Consider the following 14398-nt stretch of genomic DNA (forward strand, 5'->3'; position numbering starts at 1 on the left):
TTCAGTTATTCGTAATCAGATGTCAGAACATTCAGAGAGAAATTGTGTCGAGTGTCAGTAAAATATATAATGAAAGAGTAAACACAGCTAAGAACAGAGACGGCAGCGACAAAGCAAGGCGGGCATCATACATACCAAAGGAGAAATTTAATGTGAATGAGAAGCTGAAAAAGGCATATGAACGAGTGGGATTGTCTGAAAACGTATCCAGAGAAGAGATAAATAAACGGTTTGATCTGCTGCTTAAACGGCGGCGTTCCAAAGCTTCCGATGATGAAAGGTCGGCGCCGGAGGAGGATTTTCAGGCCTTCAAGTTTATTCTGGATAGTCTGGACGAGCAGGAGATTCAGGAAGCCGAACAGCAGAGACTGGCGAAATACGGCAAGCTTTCCGGTTTTGCGAGTAAATGGGAACGGTTTATGCGCCTGTACAAGACACATGTAATTGTATCCATTATTATCGTTATTGTACTGGCTGTAGGCGGGAACGCGCTCTATAATAATTGGCAGCATAAGAAATACCTCGCCTCTCTGCCGCCGGTTGATGCGGAAATCATGTTCCTGGGCAATTTCGGGGTTCAGGACCCGGATGGTAAGACGGATGCTCTGGAAAAGGCAGTTATCGCCCAATACCCTGATTGGAAGCGGGTAGAGGCCAGTATCGTTTATCTCCCGCAAACAGGACCCGGTTCGGATACGTTTGATATGAACTATATGCAGAAGGCCGTTGTAGAACTTGCGGCGAATCAGCCGGATGTTCTCATTCTGGATGAAGCAACCCTGGAATGGATCGGAGGGCAGGATGGCTTCGGGAATCTGGAGGCCGTCGTAGCAGACGGGGCAATTGCCAAAGACGATTCCCGCCTGAAATGGGGGAAAAATGAAGAAAGCGGACAAGAGGAACTGTACGGCGTAGACATTACAGATTCACCGTTTGTTTCCGCGCTTCCACTCAACCACAATTCCAAAAACATCATTATTGGGGTCCTTGGTGAAGATGAAAATAAGGACAAGCTCATTTCGTTCATTGAGAAGATTGCCGGGAAGTCAGCCGCTCAAAAATAAGCCTTGAGGTTCTCTGAAACTTCGATTGTATAGAACAAACCGTTATCATGCTGCATTGCGCAGCACGATAACGGTTTTTTACAATAGGCAAACAAAAACCGTGACACCTTATACGGGGCACGGTTTTGTTATGCGTATAGTAAGCAGGTAGCAGGTTGAGGGACGGATATCCAGTCAGGGAATTACAGCCCTGTCTGTGCAGTCCTACAGCCCCGGCTTGTCCTACTGTTTCAGGCGGTAACCGCCATGAAATACAGGGCCGACATATTGATTGAAGGCGTAACCGCTGCGGATGGCTGCGGAGACGAAATCCTTCGCTTTGACTACTGCGTCATGCACAGACAGGCCGTTCGCCAGGCCGCCGGTAATGGCAGCTGCAAACGTGCAGCCTGCTCCGTGATTGTATGCAGGTTCAATCTTGGCGGTCTCAAGTACAGTATATTCGGAGCCGTCGAAGAAGACGTCTATCGCAAGGTCTCCACCTAGCGCTTTACCGCCTTTGACAACAACATTTTGGGTTCCCAGCAAATGGATCAGGCGCGCAGCCTCTTTCATTTCTTCAATCGTTGTGAGCTTGCCTAGTCCAGAAAGCACCCCTGCTTCAAACAGGTTGGGAGTGGCTACGGTAGCCAGCGGCAGCAGCAAATCACGGATGGCATTTGCGCTCTCCGGGTTCAGCACCTCGTCTTCACCTTTGCAGACCATAACCGGGTCAATGACCACATTGGTCTGGAGGTTTTCCTTGATCGCTTTTTCCGCAACAAGCACAATATCCACACTGCCCAACATCCCTGTCTTCATCGCGTCCACAGGTCCACCGGCAAAGATAGTCTTTAGCTGCTCCGCCACGATGGAAGAGTCAATCGGGTAGACATTATGGTGCCAGCCATTATCCGGGTCCATGGTGACAATAGTCGTTAATGCGCTGAAGCCGTAGGTGCCATACTCCTCAAAGGTTTTTAAATCAGCTTGGATGCCTGCGCCTCCACTGGAGTCACTGCCGGCAATGGTTAGGGTTTTTATGATCTTTGACAAAGGTAACGTCTCCTTCTTGTATATGAAATTCTAAAGCCTGATTCAGAGGGAATCATTTTAAACTCTACGATATTATAACAAAAAACACCGCCAGCGTCCTCAAAAAAGCACACTGTGCTTGTTTCACTCCGGGCTTTCTCCTTAGGGTCAGTGGTGAATGCGGAAATATCATAGGTAGGAGCAAGGGTTCCATTCCTGCTGCGGTGCATATCAATATAGGAGAAAAGCGCGTGCTCACAAAACTTTGAGGAGGGTACTATGATAGAAATCAGCTTATGCATGATTGTCCGCAACGAGGAGAATAGCCTGCCCCGCTGCCTGTCTTCGGTAGGGGCAATTGCTGATGAAATCATCATTGTGGATACCGGGTCAACGGACAACACCAAAGAGATCGCCTTGTCCTATGGGGCGGTTATTTATGATTTTACCTGGATTGATGATTTCTCAGCCGCCCGCAATTTTGCTTTCAGCAAAGCTACCAAGGAATATATCTTCTGGCTGGATGCCGATGACTACCTGAAGGACGTGGATCATGCACGGTTCAGGGAGCTGAAGCACAGCTTGCCAGACGGTGTGGACAGTGTGAACATGCAGTACAATCTGGCTTTTGACGGAGAGGGGAGAGTCGTCACCTCTTTGCGCCGCAACCGGCTGGTCCGCAGAAGCTGCAATTTCAAGTGGATAGGTCCGGTGCATGAGTATCTGGAGGTCTACGGGCCCGCTTACAGCAGTGATGTCTGCATCACTCATGAAAAAGACAAAGTGTATACGGACCGCAATTTGCGGATCTATCAGAAGCGGGTGGCGGAGGCTGAAGTATTCTCGCCGCGTGACCAGTATTATTATGCCAACGAACTGCGCGACCATGGAATTTATGAGGAAGCCTGCCGCTATTATGAGCTGTTCCTCGACGGAGGTTTGGGCTGGATTGAAGATAGTTACCAGGCCTGTCTTAGGCTGGCTGAATGCCAGGAGCGGCTTGGAGACAGGGAGGGAGCCTTCCAGTCATTATGCCGCACGCTGCAGTATGATACTCCCCGGGCGGAGTTTTGCTGCCGGCTAGGTGCCTGGCATGTAGAGAAAGACCAGCTGCTCCCGGCTGTCTACTGGTATGAGCTTGCGATTAAACTCCCGCGGAATAATGATTCAATGGGTGTGAAGAACGAGGCGTTTGCCACCTGGGTGCCTAATCTTCAGCTTGCTTTATGTTATGACCGGCTGGGCCAGCGCGAGAAAGCTAATCTATTCAATGAAGCCGCTTTGCTCTATCATCCCGTCCATCCCAGTATGCTCTACAACCGCAATTATTTCAAAAATGTGCTCGGAGACCATTATGTAGAGCTGCATTCACGGGAAGCTGGCGAAAAGGAAGCGGAATAACACGTTGCCCGCCTAGCGCCTTGGCCGCTTTGCTGTTTGAATTAGGGGCTTTTAAGCAGACCTACTTGCATGCTGCGGCTGCATCCGGACTCCAATGCAGCTATTTCGGATAAACTGCATCATTCAGCGAGGAATCGGACCTCATGGACGTTATGCTCTACATTTGGCGATAAATGGCCGCCTTTTGGCGAGAATAACGGCTATGCAGTCCGCCGGCAAGGAATACAGCACGTTCCAGGTAAGATAGCCGCTCCTCAGTCCGGTAGACGCAGCAAACATAATAAGCCAGTTTACTGGAACAGCATTGTCTGAATCACAGAGCCGGAACCATCTGTTCCGCCAGCTGCCTGCGGTAGTTTCCATCCCATAATCCCTGAACAGGCGGCAAAAGGCCCGCTGCATCTATCATATGCAGCGGGCCTTTTAGACTTTAATGACTGTGTGCAGCCTGTCCGGTGCTGTCCACCAGCAGCTGGGGTTCACTGCTTCGGATGAAATCCAGCACCTTATCAAAGATGATACGGTGTCCTTCTTTATTGGGGTGAATCCCGTCCCGGCAGATGAACTTGGTGAAATCCGGCTGCTGGAGAAAAGCGCCCCGGACATCAATGATTTTGGTTCGGGTGCTCTCGGCGACCTTGATAATCGTGGAATTGTATCTTTCCTGCCACCAGTAGATTTTAGTGATGCTGCCGAGCCATTTCAGAATATTCACTTCCGATGCCGGGTTGTTTCCGCTGACCCATTTGAAGTAGCTGTCCGCATCCAGCGGAGGAAGACTCATCAGAATAGGCATAATCCCTTGGCTTTTCAGGAAATCAATCATATCCAGCAGCATTTTTTCGAAAGCCGTGAAATCGGTCTTGGGATTATGTTCTGCTTCAGGGTTATTCATAATTTCCTCCCAATGAAAGTCGCAGTCATTTCCCCCGTATTCGATCAGTACCACATCCGGCTTCTCTTTCAGCACATCCCGTTTCAGATTGCCGAAGCCCTTGAGCAGTGTGTTGCCGAATCTGGCCGTATTGCGCAGCGCCCCCTTCAGATTGCCCTGAAGCAGCGACACGTAATTTTCTTCCAGAATGACATATTTGCTTCTCGCTTCATCATAGACCACCCCTTTGGAGATGGAATCGCCGCTCACCATATATTTAAACTGGGGCACGGCAGTTTGTTTGTCCGATACGTTCATATGACTAGCCTCACCTCCGATAGCTATATTGTACTTAATCTTAGTGTAATCCATTCGTCCAAGGATTGCATATGTATATATGTCATGGATTTAGGGGCTGAAGAGGTCCAGTCACTTCTTGAATAATGCCATATCCTATATAGAGTTAAATTTGTGACAAGGAGGCGTTTTGTAATGACCCAGGTTGTTGATTTCAGTAAAAGCTCAATATCCAGCTTCATCCAGTCGATTTCCGTGCCGATCCTTGGCGCTCCTTCAAGCAATACACTGACTCAGTTTGGACTCGCGACAGCGCAGGGAGGCAGTGTCCTGCTCAATGCTTCGGTTGGCGTTCAAAATACACTCGGAAGTCCGGATCTGCTGTTCACGATTTTGCGCGGGGCAGCCGCTATTTTTTCAATTCGTGCAAGTGATTAATATCAATTTGCAGATCTTTCATTTTCGGGGCAGCAATTTTACCCGCGTCCCGGTAGGTGAGGCCTTATTTCAGGTCAATCCCCAGCAGCTTGTCGTTCAGACCTTTTCTGTGAACCTTGCTGATTATTATGAAGCCCAGATCAATTTCTACAGTGCTGTTAATACTGTCATAAATGTGTTCGCCCTGGACGCAGCCGGGAACATCGTTAACAGCATCCTTCAACCTGAGTTTACATACATCGATCGCTTAACAATTATCTCTACTTGAAAATGGGGTGATACGAATTGGTGAATGTCAATATTACCGCCGGGCTTCCGGGCAATCATATTGAACCTCCCATCGCAGTAAATACGTTGAGTCCGAATATTCTGTGCGCGGTGGCGGTGGATGACAGCACAGGTACAGCTTTGACCGGGTTTTACAGGTCTATTGACGGGGGGCTGACATGGTCGGCTACCTTCTGCCACTGTGATAGAACGATCAGCTTGCCGGTGGTATGATAACTGGGAAAGGATACATGATTTTCCGGCAAAAAAAGCGGCTCGTAACATAAGGACAGGCGTACATGAATTCCCTTTCCATTCTTGCTGGCGGCTTCGGCCACAGGCACAGTGGTATAGAAATTGGAAACAATGACATCGCTGGCCGGAAAGTCGGTTTCACGCAGCACCGTGTGGTCGGTGCGGAGCAGGGTGGAATGGATCTCATAGGAAATGTCGCCCTCCAGCGGAATGAGAATCACAACCTGGTGGCCCAAAGCTGTCAGGCCATTGGTGAGCTCCACCAGCATCCGTTGCGCCCCGCCATGGCATAAGGTGAGAATGGGGAATGTGAACCTCATCGATGCTCGCCTCCCTTCTGGAGAATATAGCATCAGCAGCGATGCTTTTTGTATACTATTTTATTCAGAAGGATAGGAAGAGTACCGGGTATCCGGTCATTAATCAAAATCGGGACTAGCGAACAGGAGGCAAAGAGGATGAGTGAAATGATTGCGGCGTGTATGAGAAGGCTGGATCAATCCCTGGAGTATGTAGAGAAAGCTGTCGGCAAGCTGCCGGAAGAGAAGATATGGTTCCGTCCCCGACCGAAAATGAATGCAATCGGCAACCTTTGCCTTCATATCGCAGGCAGCGAATACCAGCATCTGGTCAGCGGGATTGGCAATCAGCCGGTGATCAGGGACAGACCGGGTGAGCTTCTGGAGACAGGCGGACATAGCCGGGAAGAATTGCTCACCCTGCTAAGATCGGTAAGAGCCGAGAGCTGGTCCGTTGTCCGGAAGCTCACGGCTGCAGATTTGGAGCAGGTAGTTACCATTACCTACCCGGAGAATTCCGGCGTGGACAGCTACCAGTGGAGCATCCAGAAGGTACTGATCGGTGCGGCAGAGCATTATTCCTACCACACCGGGCAGATTGTGTATGCAGCGAAGTGGCTGCAGGAGGAAGACGCACATCTTTTGAACTGGAAGCATTACAATTAATCATGTCAGCAGGGCAACTGTTTCCCGAATCTCAGGAAGAGTGATTTCTTCTAGGGAGACATCAATCATAGGCTTGAAGGTCTGAAGCTTTTGCAGGAATTCTGCAGTGTGGAACAGCCCCTGGCCCGCTTTTCCGTGACGGACATGGTTCCCTTCGCGGTAGATATCCTTCAAGTGGGCCAGGATCATCCGGTCACCGAGCAGACTGAAGGCACTGTCCACAATTTCATCCTGCCGGGACACATCGTCACCGATCCAATTGCAGGGGTCGAACACGACGCCTATGGAGCTGGAAGGCACCTCATCCAATAGGCGGCGCATTTTTTGCGGGGTGGATAAGGTGTGGGTGCTGACGCCTTCGATCCCCAGAAATACGCCCCATTTCTCCGCTTCCTCGGCCAATTCTTCCACCGTAGTCCGCAGCGTTTCCCAACCGATCTCCTCGTAACGGTAAGGCTCCATCTCTTTAAACGTATGCAGGTCCCCGGTTTCTGTAGCTACCATCGGTGCGCCGAACTGTCTGGCAAACTGCAAGTGTTCCTTGAAACGGTCGATTTCTGCCCTGCGGACCACCGGGTCCGGATGAACGGGATTGATGTAGCAGCCGAGAACACCGATACGGATCCCTGCCTTGTCGAATTGCTCGCCGATATAATTGGCCAAGCCGGGACTCAGTTTGCCGGGGGAAGTGTCGATATCCTGTATTGCCTTGGACAGGGCGAGCTGTACGAAGCTGATATCGTGGGCCTGCAGTGTGGAAGTTAAGGTCTGGAGCGGCAGACAACCTGCTGAATGCGCCAAAGTTCCGTATCGAATGATGAACATCTCCTTTTGAATTCTCTGGATTTATATTATTATTACTATTAATATTAATAACGCTTACAAGAACTTGCAATAACAAAGACTAAGTTTAGGAGATTATGCTATGAATACTATTGAACTGCGTAAGCAGGAACTGGAAAACTGCCGTCCTGAACCGACACTTGATGCACAGTCAGCCGACAATTACTGGGATGGAATCCTTGCGGAATATGAACAGAAGCCGCTGCACATTACCACTGTTCCCGAAGAAACACCCTATCCGGGCATGGAGGTTAACAAAGTCAGCTTCAAGGGATTTGATGAAACCACGGTGTATGCCTGGCATATTCAGCCGTCCTGGAATGCAGAAGCCGGGCAGGTGCTGCCCTGTATCGTTACATTTCCGGGTTATACCGGGGACCGGGGATACCCGGAACGTTATGCCTCATGGGTGCTTCTCGGCTATGCTGTTTTGGCTGTAGATGTGCGGGGCCAGCTGGGTGAGACGGGAAACCTGCTGCCCCAGAGCAGCGGTGTTGCCAAAGGCTGGATCACCCAGGGGATCCTGGAGAAGGAGCACTCCTACTACATGGCTGCGGCGATGGATGCCATCCGGGCCGTGGATACCGCCGCGCAGCTGCCCGGCATAGATCCCTCACGCATCGCTGTTACCGGCGGCAGCCAAGGAGGCGGACTTTCCCTGCTGGCAGGCGCGCTGAACCCGCGTGTCGCTGCGGTCGCTGCCGACATTCCGAATCTTTGCCGGCTGGATTTCGGGGTGCTGAATTCAACCAGCTCTTTGACAGAGATCGCTGATTACATCAAGCGGTACCCTGAGCATCTGGAACGCATTCTGCATAATCTTGCCTATTTCGATATCGTGAATCTGGCGCACCGCTTTACTGCACCTGTAATGATGTCTGTCGGCTGGAAGGACACGGTATGTATGCCGGAAACGATCTATGCGGCGTATAACCGCATTGCGGCGCCCAAAGAAATCTGGGATTACCCATTCTCCGGACATGAGGTCGGCGAGTTCCATAACCGTCAGAAGGCGATATTTTTTGAGCGGCATTTGGGGACAGCGCAGCAGCAATAGGTAATTCTCACACCCTTGATTTGGAGTAACACCGGGTCAAGGGTTTTAATTTTAGCTATATAGATTGAACTTGAGAATTACATTTAGGGAAGAGTGGCGGAGGGGGATTTTGGAACTGTAGGTGCGACAGCGTCCGCCTTTAGGTTTGGATTTCTACCGCGATCCGCGGTTAATTCAGGAAATCCAAACCTAACAGCGGCCGGAAGTCCAAACATTCTCTGTAGTCACGGCCAATCCCAAAATAGAAGAATTATAAGTTCAATCTATATAGGGCGCGTTGCCCGAAGGGGTATGGTGTATATGTTATAATGAGGGAGCTTTAGAACTTATTAAAGATTAGTCTATAATTACAGGAGGTATCGCTAATGGAGAAGGACGGAAACAAGCTTCCCGCAGAACTCGTAGTGGACCATTTCAAATACAGCAAAGAGAACGAGAGGCTGGTGCAGAAGAGTTTCTGGAGCAAAACCAGGAAATTCGCCGGCAAAATTCCTTTTACCAAAGATGCGATTGCGATGTACTATTGCGCCATTGACGCCAAAACTCCATTGTGGGCAAAAGGTATTGCCTTCGGAGCACTAGCCTATTTCATCTCGCCGATTGATGCTATTCCTGATGCCTTACTTGGTCTGGGACTGACAGATGACGCAGCTATTATTGCGGCAGGCATTCGGGCAATCGCCGGACAGGTAACGGACGAACACCGGGAGAAGTCAGAGGTTTTCTTCAACGGGGAAAAATAAAAGCAGGTCATACAAAAAAAGGTGCAGCATCAAACCTGCACCCCTGTTTCTGAATCAACTAGGGCAGCTTTCTTTGGAAAGCTGTTTTATTTTGTATTCTTCGCCCCAATCCCTCATCAGCATAATGATCGGGATCAGTGTCCGGCCGAATTCGGTCAGGGAATACTCGACCTTTGGCGGCACTTGATGGTAGACCTCGCGGTGCACCACTCCGTCTTCCTCCAGCTCACGGAGCTGCAAGGTCAGCATCCGCTGGGTAATGCCGGGACAGATACGGCGGAATTCATTGAACCTTTTCTTGTCGTCCATTAAATGGTATAGAAGCACACCCTTCCATTTGCCGCCAATAACGTCGAGTGTAAATTCTACGGGGCACGCTGTTTCGTTGCCGTCCGGGCATTGGCCAAATCCGCCTTTTCGATCTCGCATTCGGGGATCACTCCTATAGTATCAATTTGTATACTACATAACAAAAATGTGCGTACTACAAAATCCATTATATATACTTTAATATTATGCTTGTAAGCCACAATCAGTCAAACTAAACTCGTCCCTTTATAGAAAGGGAGTATGTACGATGGAAGCCAGTGCGACAGCAGCGGCCAAGCATGAAATCCTATCCGCCTTTGAATTCAGACATGCGACGAAAGTGTTTGACAGCAGCCGGAAAATCAGCGAGGATGATTTTCAGTTTATTTTGGAGACGGGACGGTTGTCTCCAAGCTCCTTCGGGTTTGAGCCCTGGCGGTTTGTTGTGGTGCAGAGCCCGGAAATCCGCGAGAAGCTGCGCCCCTTTGCCTGGGGGGGCCCAGGGACAATTGCCAACCGCCAGCCATTTTGTGCTGATCTTGTCCAGACAACCCGGAGATATGGCCGCCGGATCGGATCATATCCGGCATATGATGGAACAGGTGCAGAACCTGCCGCCCGAAGCTGCTGAAGGTAAGCAGCAGACTTACAATACTTTCTTGAAAGTCGACTTTGGCCTGAAAGACAATGAACGGGCCATGTTCGAGTGGGGGGCCCGCCAGACGTATTTGGCTCTCGGCAATATGATGACCGCTGCAGCGATGATCGGCATCGATTCCTGCCCGATAGAAGGCTTCGACAAGGTGAAGATTGAAGAGGTACTGGCTGCTGAAGGTATTATGGACCCTGAGCATTTTGGGATATCCTGTATGGTGGCCTTTGGTTACCGGATCAATGAGCCGCGCGGGAAAACTCGGCAAACTGCCGGGCAAGTGATTCAGTGGGTGTAATGTAAAGAGGTGTAATGTAAATAGAAGAAACCTCTCCATGTGAGCGGCAGTGTGAGAACACGATCCCGTTCTGGAGAGGTTTCTTTTTAGGATATAAGGATTTTATTTGATCTACACGTATGAAAATACATAGAAGCTTCGAAAAATAATTGAAAATTTACTGAAAGTTCTGCTACTCTAATATAGTCAGTATTTTTACATAGGATATTCACTATAAGACTGAAGGGATTCCTGCATCATGAAAATCATCCGCATTATTGCCGAGGTCGGAATATTGTACGCGTTCTATCTGGCCGGAGACTATCTGCAAAAGCTGCTGCATCTCCCGGTTCCGGGCAGTATTGTCGGGCTTCTGCTTCTGTTTATATTGCTGCTCTGCAAAATCGTGCCGCTCAAGCTGATTGAGAATGGCTCCTCCTTTATTCTGGCCTATCTTCCGATGTTCTTCATTCCGGCGACTGCCGGGATTATGAACCACCTTGATATTTTCAGCGGCAGAGGACTCCTGCTGATTGCCATTCTCGTGGTGAGCAGTGTGCTGACTATGGTCGTTACGGCCCATTCCAGCCAGTGGTTCACCGGCCGCAGCGCCAGACGCAGAAGCAGAAATAGCTACCGCACTGGAAGCCTTAGAGAGAAGGGGAAGGAAGCATGAGATTTTTGCTCGCAGTTGGTTTTGTCCTGCTTAATGTGGGAATTTATCTCCTGATGTCCATGCTTTATAAACGTTTTCGTTTCCCCGTACTCCTGCCGGCCCTGACGGCTACCTTTACAGTGGTTCTGCTGCTGATGGGCTTTCATATTTCCTACGACACTTATATGATCGGCGGTGAGTGGATCAACAAGCTGCTTGGACCTGCAGTTGTCTCTCTCGCTTATCCGTTGTACAAACAGCGTCATGTGTTGTGGCAGAATCTCCCCGCAGTGCTAGGAGGTACGGTAACCGGACTTTTGGTCGGGATGTTCAGCGGCCTGCTGATGGCGGCAGGAATGGGATTTTCCAAATTATATGTTCTTTCCGTCCTGCCGAAATCGATTACGACCGCTGTAGCGATTCAAATTTCCAGCAATCTGGGCGGAGATTCCTCGCTGACTTCCGTATTTGTGATGATTGCCGGATTCACCGGAGCCATCGGCGGTCCTTACATCATCAAGCTGTTCCGCATCCGGGGCGAGTCCGGCATCGGGATCGGTCTGGGCACAGCTTCACATGCACTTGGTACGGCAAAAGCCTTGGAATACGGCGAGCAGTCCGTCTCCATGAGTTCCGTAGCGATGACGGTGTGCGCAATCGTCGGCTCCATTATCGGTCCGCTCGTGGCCTGGATCATGTATCATTAATACCTCTGGCCTAGCCGTTCACCTGCAGCCGGATCACATTCCAGGAAGCCTTGGGAAGCAGGGCGCTTACGCGTCCGCCGTCTGCCGTGGCAGTGCCGCGGTCATGCGGCAGGACTGTTCCCGGGTTGCTTCGGGTGTTCGTTGCATGAATATCCTCATGTTCCAGTACGGTATGCTGGAGCACGGTAACAGCCCCGAAGCTGCGCAGGTCCACAGTTAGCTCCAAGCCTTCTGCCAGATGGCGGTTAACGGCAAACACAGTTACCTCGTTCTGCTCTTCGTTGTATACACTGATTGCTTCCAGATAGGGAACATCGGTGAAATCCTTGGAATCATATTTCGGACTGGAAATGAGCGGGTGCAAAACAGTCCCGCGGCCATAGACAGAAGCATGCATATAAGGATAGTACGTGGTCTGCAGCCAGAGCGGGCCGCCGTTTTCGGTCATAATTGGTGCAATGACATTAATAAGCTGGGCAATGCAGGCCATCTTCACCCGGTCCGCATGCTTCAGCAGGGAGATTAGACAGCAGCCCACAACAAGCGCATCCTCCAGCGTGTACACATCCTCGAATTCCGGCGGGGCGACCTGCCAATGCTGCTCGGCGCGGCTTGAACCCTGGGACTTCCACACATTCCATTCATCCATGGAGAGATAAATCTTTTTCCTGCTCTTTTTCTTGGCCTTGATATAATCGCATACAGCGGCTACACTGTCGATAAACTGGTCCATATCCAGGGAGCGGGCCAGGAAATTAGGGGTATCGTCTTCATTGTTATTGTAGTACGTATGCAAAGACAAGAAATCCACATTATCATAGGTGAGATCCAGCACAGTAGCTTCCCACTCGGCGAAGGTGTTCATCCCGCTGCCTGAGCTGCCGCAGGCGACAAGCTCAAGCGAAGGATCCACCCAGCGCATGGCTTTAGCTGTTTCATTGGCTAGGCGCCCGTATTCGACTGCCGTCTTGGCCCCGATCTGCCATGGACCATCCATTTCATTGCCAAGACACCAGGTTTTGAAGGCATGGGGGGCTGCATAACCGTGGGAGATGCGCAGATCACTCCAGTAAGAGCCGGAGGGATGATTGCAATACTCGACCAGATTTCTGGCCGCATCGATCCCGCGGGTACCGAGATTGACAGCCATCATGACTTCGGAACCTGCCAGCTTAGCCCACTCTGCGAATTCATTAGTACCCATTTGATTGGTTTCGGTCGTCCACCAGGCGAGTTCAAGAGAACGCTTACGCTCAGCCTTGGGACCAACTCCATCTTCCCAGTTGTAGCCTGAGACGAAATTTCCGCCGGGATAACGGATAATCGGGACATTCAGCGTGCGGATGGCCTGCAGGGCATCTCCGCGGAAGCCATTCTCATCTGCCGTTGGATGTCCCGGTTCGTAAATACCGCCGTAGACAGCCCGTCCCAGATGTTCAATGAAAGAACCGTAGACCCGCGGGTCCACCTCAGCCAGCTTAAAATCCTTATCAACAATCATCGAGGATTGTATCGTCATGAATTACCTGCTCCTTTGTTTAGGATTAATGATTATATTAATCCGTTGAAGTAATAACTGATTACATAATACGTATGTCAAGCTATACTAAGCAATATAAATATTAAGGATTAATAAAAATATTAATTCAATTACGGAAAATGGAGGATAAGATATGTATTTAACAACGGATTCAGAATCCCTTAAGGTCTATGAAGCGCTGGCGAGTGAGGTCAGATTGCGGATTATTGAACTGCTTGGCACGCAGGAAATGCATATCAAAGAGCTGGCAGCCAGACTTTATCTCAGCAGTGCAATCGTGAGCTCCCATGTCGCCAAGCTCCAAAAGGCAGGAATTGTAAGTTCACAAATGAAGCGAATCGACGGAGGGACCTACAAGTTCTGTTCGCTGTCGGCCAATTTCCTGCAGATTAAGCTATCGGGATCAAAGGGTATCGCCAGAAAAGTGGTCGAGGTGTCGGTGCCTGTGGGACATTATACCGATCTGCAAGCTTCGCCTACCTGCGGCATAGCCACAACGGAGAAGCTGATCGGGTATTATGATGATCCGCGTTATTTTCTCGATCCGGAACGGGTGGATGCGGGGATTTTATGGTTCGCCAAAGGTTACGCCGAGTACAAGGTTCCTAACTATCTTTTTATGGACCAGACGGTTCAGGAGATCGAGATCTCCATGGAAATCGGCTCAGAGGCACCGCATGTGAACGAGAAATGGCCTTCGGACATCAGCTTTACCTTGAATGGTATGGAGCTGGGGAAATGGACCAGTCCCGGGGACTTCGGGGTGATGAGAGGACGCCTTACTCCGGCCTGGTGGAACTCGGATGTCAACCAATATGGGCTGCTCAAGGTCCTAAGGATTAATAAAGGCGGTACGTATGTGGACGGGCAGCAGATCTCTGCGGTCACTCTTGATGATGCGGGCTGGGAGCAGGATCACTGGATCTTCCGGCTTACTGCGGAGGACACCACCCGAAGGCGGGGCGGTTTAACCCTGTTTGGCCGCGGGTTCGGGAATTATGAGCAGGACATTGTCTTCCGGGTATATTACGAATAGCCGA

16 protein-coding genes and 1 pseudogene are annotated in these 14398 nt (G+C 50.2%); 10 read left to right on the forward strand and 7 right to left on the reverse strand.

The features are described from left to right. Positions 1–152 precede the first annotated feature (152 nt). A complete protein-coding gene (locus NSS79_RS12850; RefSeq protein ID WP_340899013.1) occupies positions 153–1064 on the forward strand; it encodes a hypothetical protein in 912 nt (303 codons plus the stop codon). Between the two features lie 222 nt (positions 1065–1286). On the opposite strand, the gene thiD is transcribed toward NSS79_RS12850, so the two are convergent. Then, the gene (gene thiD, locus NSS79_RS12855) at positions 1287–2099 is read right to left on the reverse strand and encodes a bifunctional hydroxymethylpyrimidine kinase/phosphomethylpyrimidine kinase (protein WP_342439642.1); all 813 of its coding nucleotides are present in this window, start codon (positions 2097–2099) and stop codon (positions 1287–1289) included. Positions 2100–2357: 258 nt separating this feature from the next. Between thiD and NSS79_RS12860 the strand changes: the two genes are divergently transcribed. Continuing rightward, the gene (locus NSS79_RS12860) at positions 2358–3479 is read left to right on the forward strand and encodes a glycosyltransferase family 2 protein (RefSeq protein ID WP_342439643.1); all 1122 of its coding nucleotides are present in this window, start codon (positions 2358–2360) and stop codon (positions 3477–3479) included. A 430-nt stretch (positions 3480–3909) separates the two neighbouring features. Here the strand turns inward: NSS79_RS12860 and NSS79_RS12865 are convergent, their stop codons facing one another. After that, complete coding sequence (locus tag NSS79_RS12865) at positions 3910–4671, reverse strand: SGNH/GDSL hydrolase family protein (protein ID WP_038590046.1); 762 nt, start codon at positions 4669–4671, stop codon at positions 3910–3912. Between the two features lie 174 nt (positions 4672–4845). Here NSS79_RS12865 and NSS79_RS12870 point away from each other — a divergent pair, with 174 nt between their 5' ends. Further along, positions 4846–5088, forward strand: coding sequence for a hypothetical protein (locus tag NSS79_RS12870; protein ID WP_342439644.1), 243 nt, complete (start codon positions 4846–4848; stop codon positions 5086–5088). 64 nt (positions 5089–5152) lie between these two features. On the opposite strand, the gene NSS79_RS12875 is transcribed toward NSS79_RS12870, so the two are convergent. Continuing rightward, positions 5153–5311, reverse strand: coding sequence for a hypothetical protein (locus NSS79_RS12875; protein WP_342439645.1), 159 nt, complete (start codon positions 5309–5311; stop codon positions 5153–5155). Between the two features lie 196 nt (positions 5312–5507). Beyond that, on the reverse strand, positions 5508–5930 hold the full coding sequence (locus NSS79_RS12880) for a hypothetical protein (protein ID WP_342439646.1): 423 nt from the start codon (positions 5928–5930) through the stop codon (positions 5508–5510). Positions 5931–6068: 138 nt separating this feature from the next. On the opposite strand from NSS79_RS12880, the gene NSS79_RS12885 reads away from it, so the two are divergent. Then, a complete protein-coding gene (locus NSS79_RS12885) occupies positions 6069–6575 on the forward strand; it encodes a DinB family protein (protein ID WP_342439647.1) in 507 nt (168 codons plus the stop codon). On the opposite strand, the gene NSS79_RS12890 is transcribed toward NSS79_RS12885, so the two are convergent. After that, positions 6576–7400 carry a sugar phosphate isomerase/epimerase family protein gene (locus NSS79_RS12890; protein ID WP_342439648.1) on the reverse strand — a complete coding sequence of 275 codons (825 nt, stop codon included), beginning with the start codon at positions 7398–7400 and terminating at the stop codon, positions 6576–6578. It abuts the gene before it with no gap. 100 nt (positions 7401–7500) lie between these two features. Here NSS79_RS12890 and NSS79_RS12895 point away from each other — a divergent pair, with 100 nt between their 5' ends. Together NSS79_RS12895 and NSS79_RS12900 are read left to right on the forward strand one after the other, a co-directional pair. Next, positions 7501–8475 (forward strand): acetylxylan esterase, encoded by a 975-nt coding sequence (locus NSS79_RS12895; RefSeq protein WP_342439649.1) that lies wholly within the window; start codon positions 7501–7503, stop codon positions 8473–8475. 365 nt (positions 8476–8840) lie between these two features. Beyond that, entirely contained in the window at positions 8841–9218 is a 378-nt protein-coding gene (locus tag NSS79_RS12900) for a YkvA family protein (protein ID WP_342439650.1), read from the forward strand. A 54-nt stretch (positions 9219–9272) separates the two neighbouring features. On the opposite strand, the gene NSS79_RS12905 is transcribed toward NSS79_RS12900, so the two are convergent. Then, positions 9273–9647, reverse strand: coding sequence for a helix-turn-helix domain-containing protein (locus NSS79_RS12905; protein WP_038590065.1), 375 nt, complete (start codon positions 9645–9647; stop codon positions 9273–9275). A 148-nt stretch (positions 9648–9795) separates the two neighbouring features. On the opposite strand from NSS79_RS12905, the pseudogene NSS79_RS12910 reads away from it, so the two are divergent. The 3 genes and pseudogenes from NSS79_RS12910 to NSS79_RS12920 all read left to right on the forward strand — a co-directional run bounded on the left by NSS79_RS12910 (position 9796) and on the right by NSS79_RS12920 (position 11818). After that, positions 9796–10477, forward strand: a pseudogene (locus NSS79_RS12910) (NAD(P)H-dependent oxidoreductase). 238 nt (positions 10478–10715) lie between these two features. Then, on the forward strand, positions 10716–11132 hold the full coding sequence (locus tag NSS79_RS12915; RefSeq protein WP_038590069.1) for a CidA/LrgA family protein: 417 nt from the start codon (positions 10716–10718) through the stop codon (positions 11130–11132). Beyond that, the gene (locus NSS79_RS12920) at positions 11129–11818 is read left to right on the forward strand and encodes an LrgB family protein (RefSeq protein WP_342439651.1); all 690 of its coding nucleotides are present in this window, start codon (positions 11129–11131) and stop codon (positions 11816–11818) included. The genes NSS79_RS12915 and NSS79_RS12920 overlap by 4 nt, the downstream gene beginning before the upstream one ends. A gap of 10 nt (positions 11819–11828) precedes the next feature. On the opposite strand, the gene NSS79_RS12925 is transcribed toward NSS79_RS12920, so the two are convergent. Then, entirely contained in the window at positions 11829–13337 is a 1509-nt protein-coding gene (locus tag NSS79_RS12925) for an alpha-N-arabinofuranosidase (RefSeq protein ID WP_342439652.1), read from the reverse strand. A 154-nt stretch (positions 13338–13491) separates the two neighbouring features. On the opposite strand from NSS79_RS12925, the gene NSS79_RS12930 reads away from it, so the two are divergent. After that, positions 13492–14394, forward strand: a complete 903-nt coding sequence (locus NSS79_RS12930; RefSeq protein ID WP_038590078.1) for an ArsR family transcriptional regulator — start codon at positions 13492–13494, stop codon at positions 14392–14394. Positions 14395–14398 lie beyond the last annotated feature (4 nt).

Origin of the sequence: Paenibacillus sp. FSL L8-0436 (assembly GCF_038593025.1) — a bacterium.
Taxonomy (GTDB): Bacteria; Bacillota; Bacilli; order Paenibacillales; family Paenibacillaceae; genus Paenibacillus_AQ.

Coding starts and splice junctions, on each gene's coding strand:
- NSS79_RS12860 (WP_342439643.1), top strand. CDS start 2,358: ATGATAGAAATCAGCTTATGCATGATTGTCCGCAACGAGGAGAATAGC.
- NSS79_RS12865 (WP_038590046.1), bottom strand. CDS start 4,671: ATGAACGTATCGGACAAACAAACTGCCGTGCCCCAGTTTAAATATATG.
- NSS79_RS12870 (WP_342439644.1), top strand. CDS start 4,846: ATGACCCAGGTTGTTGATTTCAGTAAAAGCTCAATATCCAGCTTCATC.
- NSS79_RS12880 (WP_342439646.1), bottom strand. CDS start 5,930: ATGAGGTTCACATTCCCCATTCTCACCTTATGCCATGGCGGGGCGCAA.
- NSS79_RS12885 (WP_342439647.1), top strand. CDS start 6,069: ATGAGTGAAATGATTGCGGCGTGTATGAGAAGGCTGGATCAATCCCTG.
- NSS79_RS12890 (WP_342439648.1), bottom strand. CDS start 7,400: ATGTTCATCATTCGATACGGAACTTTGGCGCATTCAGCAGGTTGTCTG.
- NSS79_RS12895 (WP_342439649.1), top strand. CDS start 7,501: ATGAATACTATTGAACTGCGTAAGCAGGAACTGGAAAACTGCCGTCCT.
- NSS79_RS12900 (WP_342439650.1), top strand. CDS start 8,841: ATGGAGAAGGACGGAAACAAGCTTCCCGCAGAACTCGTAGTGGACCAT.
- NSS79_RS12905 (WP_038590065.1), bottom strand. CDS start 9,647: ATGCGAGATCGAAAAGGCGGATTTGGCCAATGCCCGGACGGCAACGAA.
- NSS79_RS12915 (WP_038590069.1), top strand. CDS start 10,716: ATGAAAATCATCCGCATTATTGCCGAGGTCGGAATATTGTACGCGTTC.
- NSS79_RS12920 (WP_342439651.1), top strand. CDS start 11,129: ATGAGATTTTTGCTCGCAGTTGGTTTTGTCCTGCTTAATGTGGGAATT.
- NSS79_RS12925 (WP_342439652.1), bottom strand. CDS start 13,337: ATGACGATACAATCCTCGATGATTGTTGATAAGGATTTTAAGCTGGCT.
- NSS79_RS12930 (WP_038590078.1), top strand. CDS start 13,492: ATGTATTTAACAACGGATTCAGAATCCCTTAAGGTCTATGAAGCGCTG.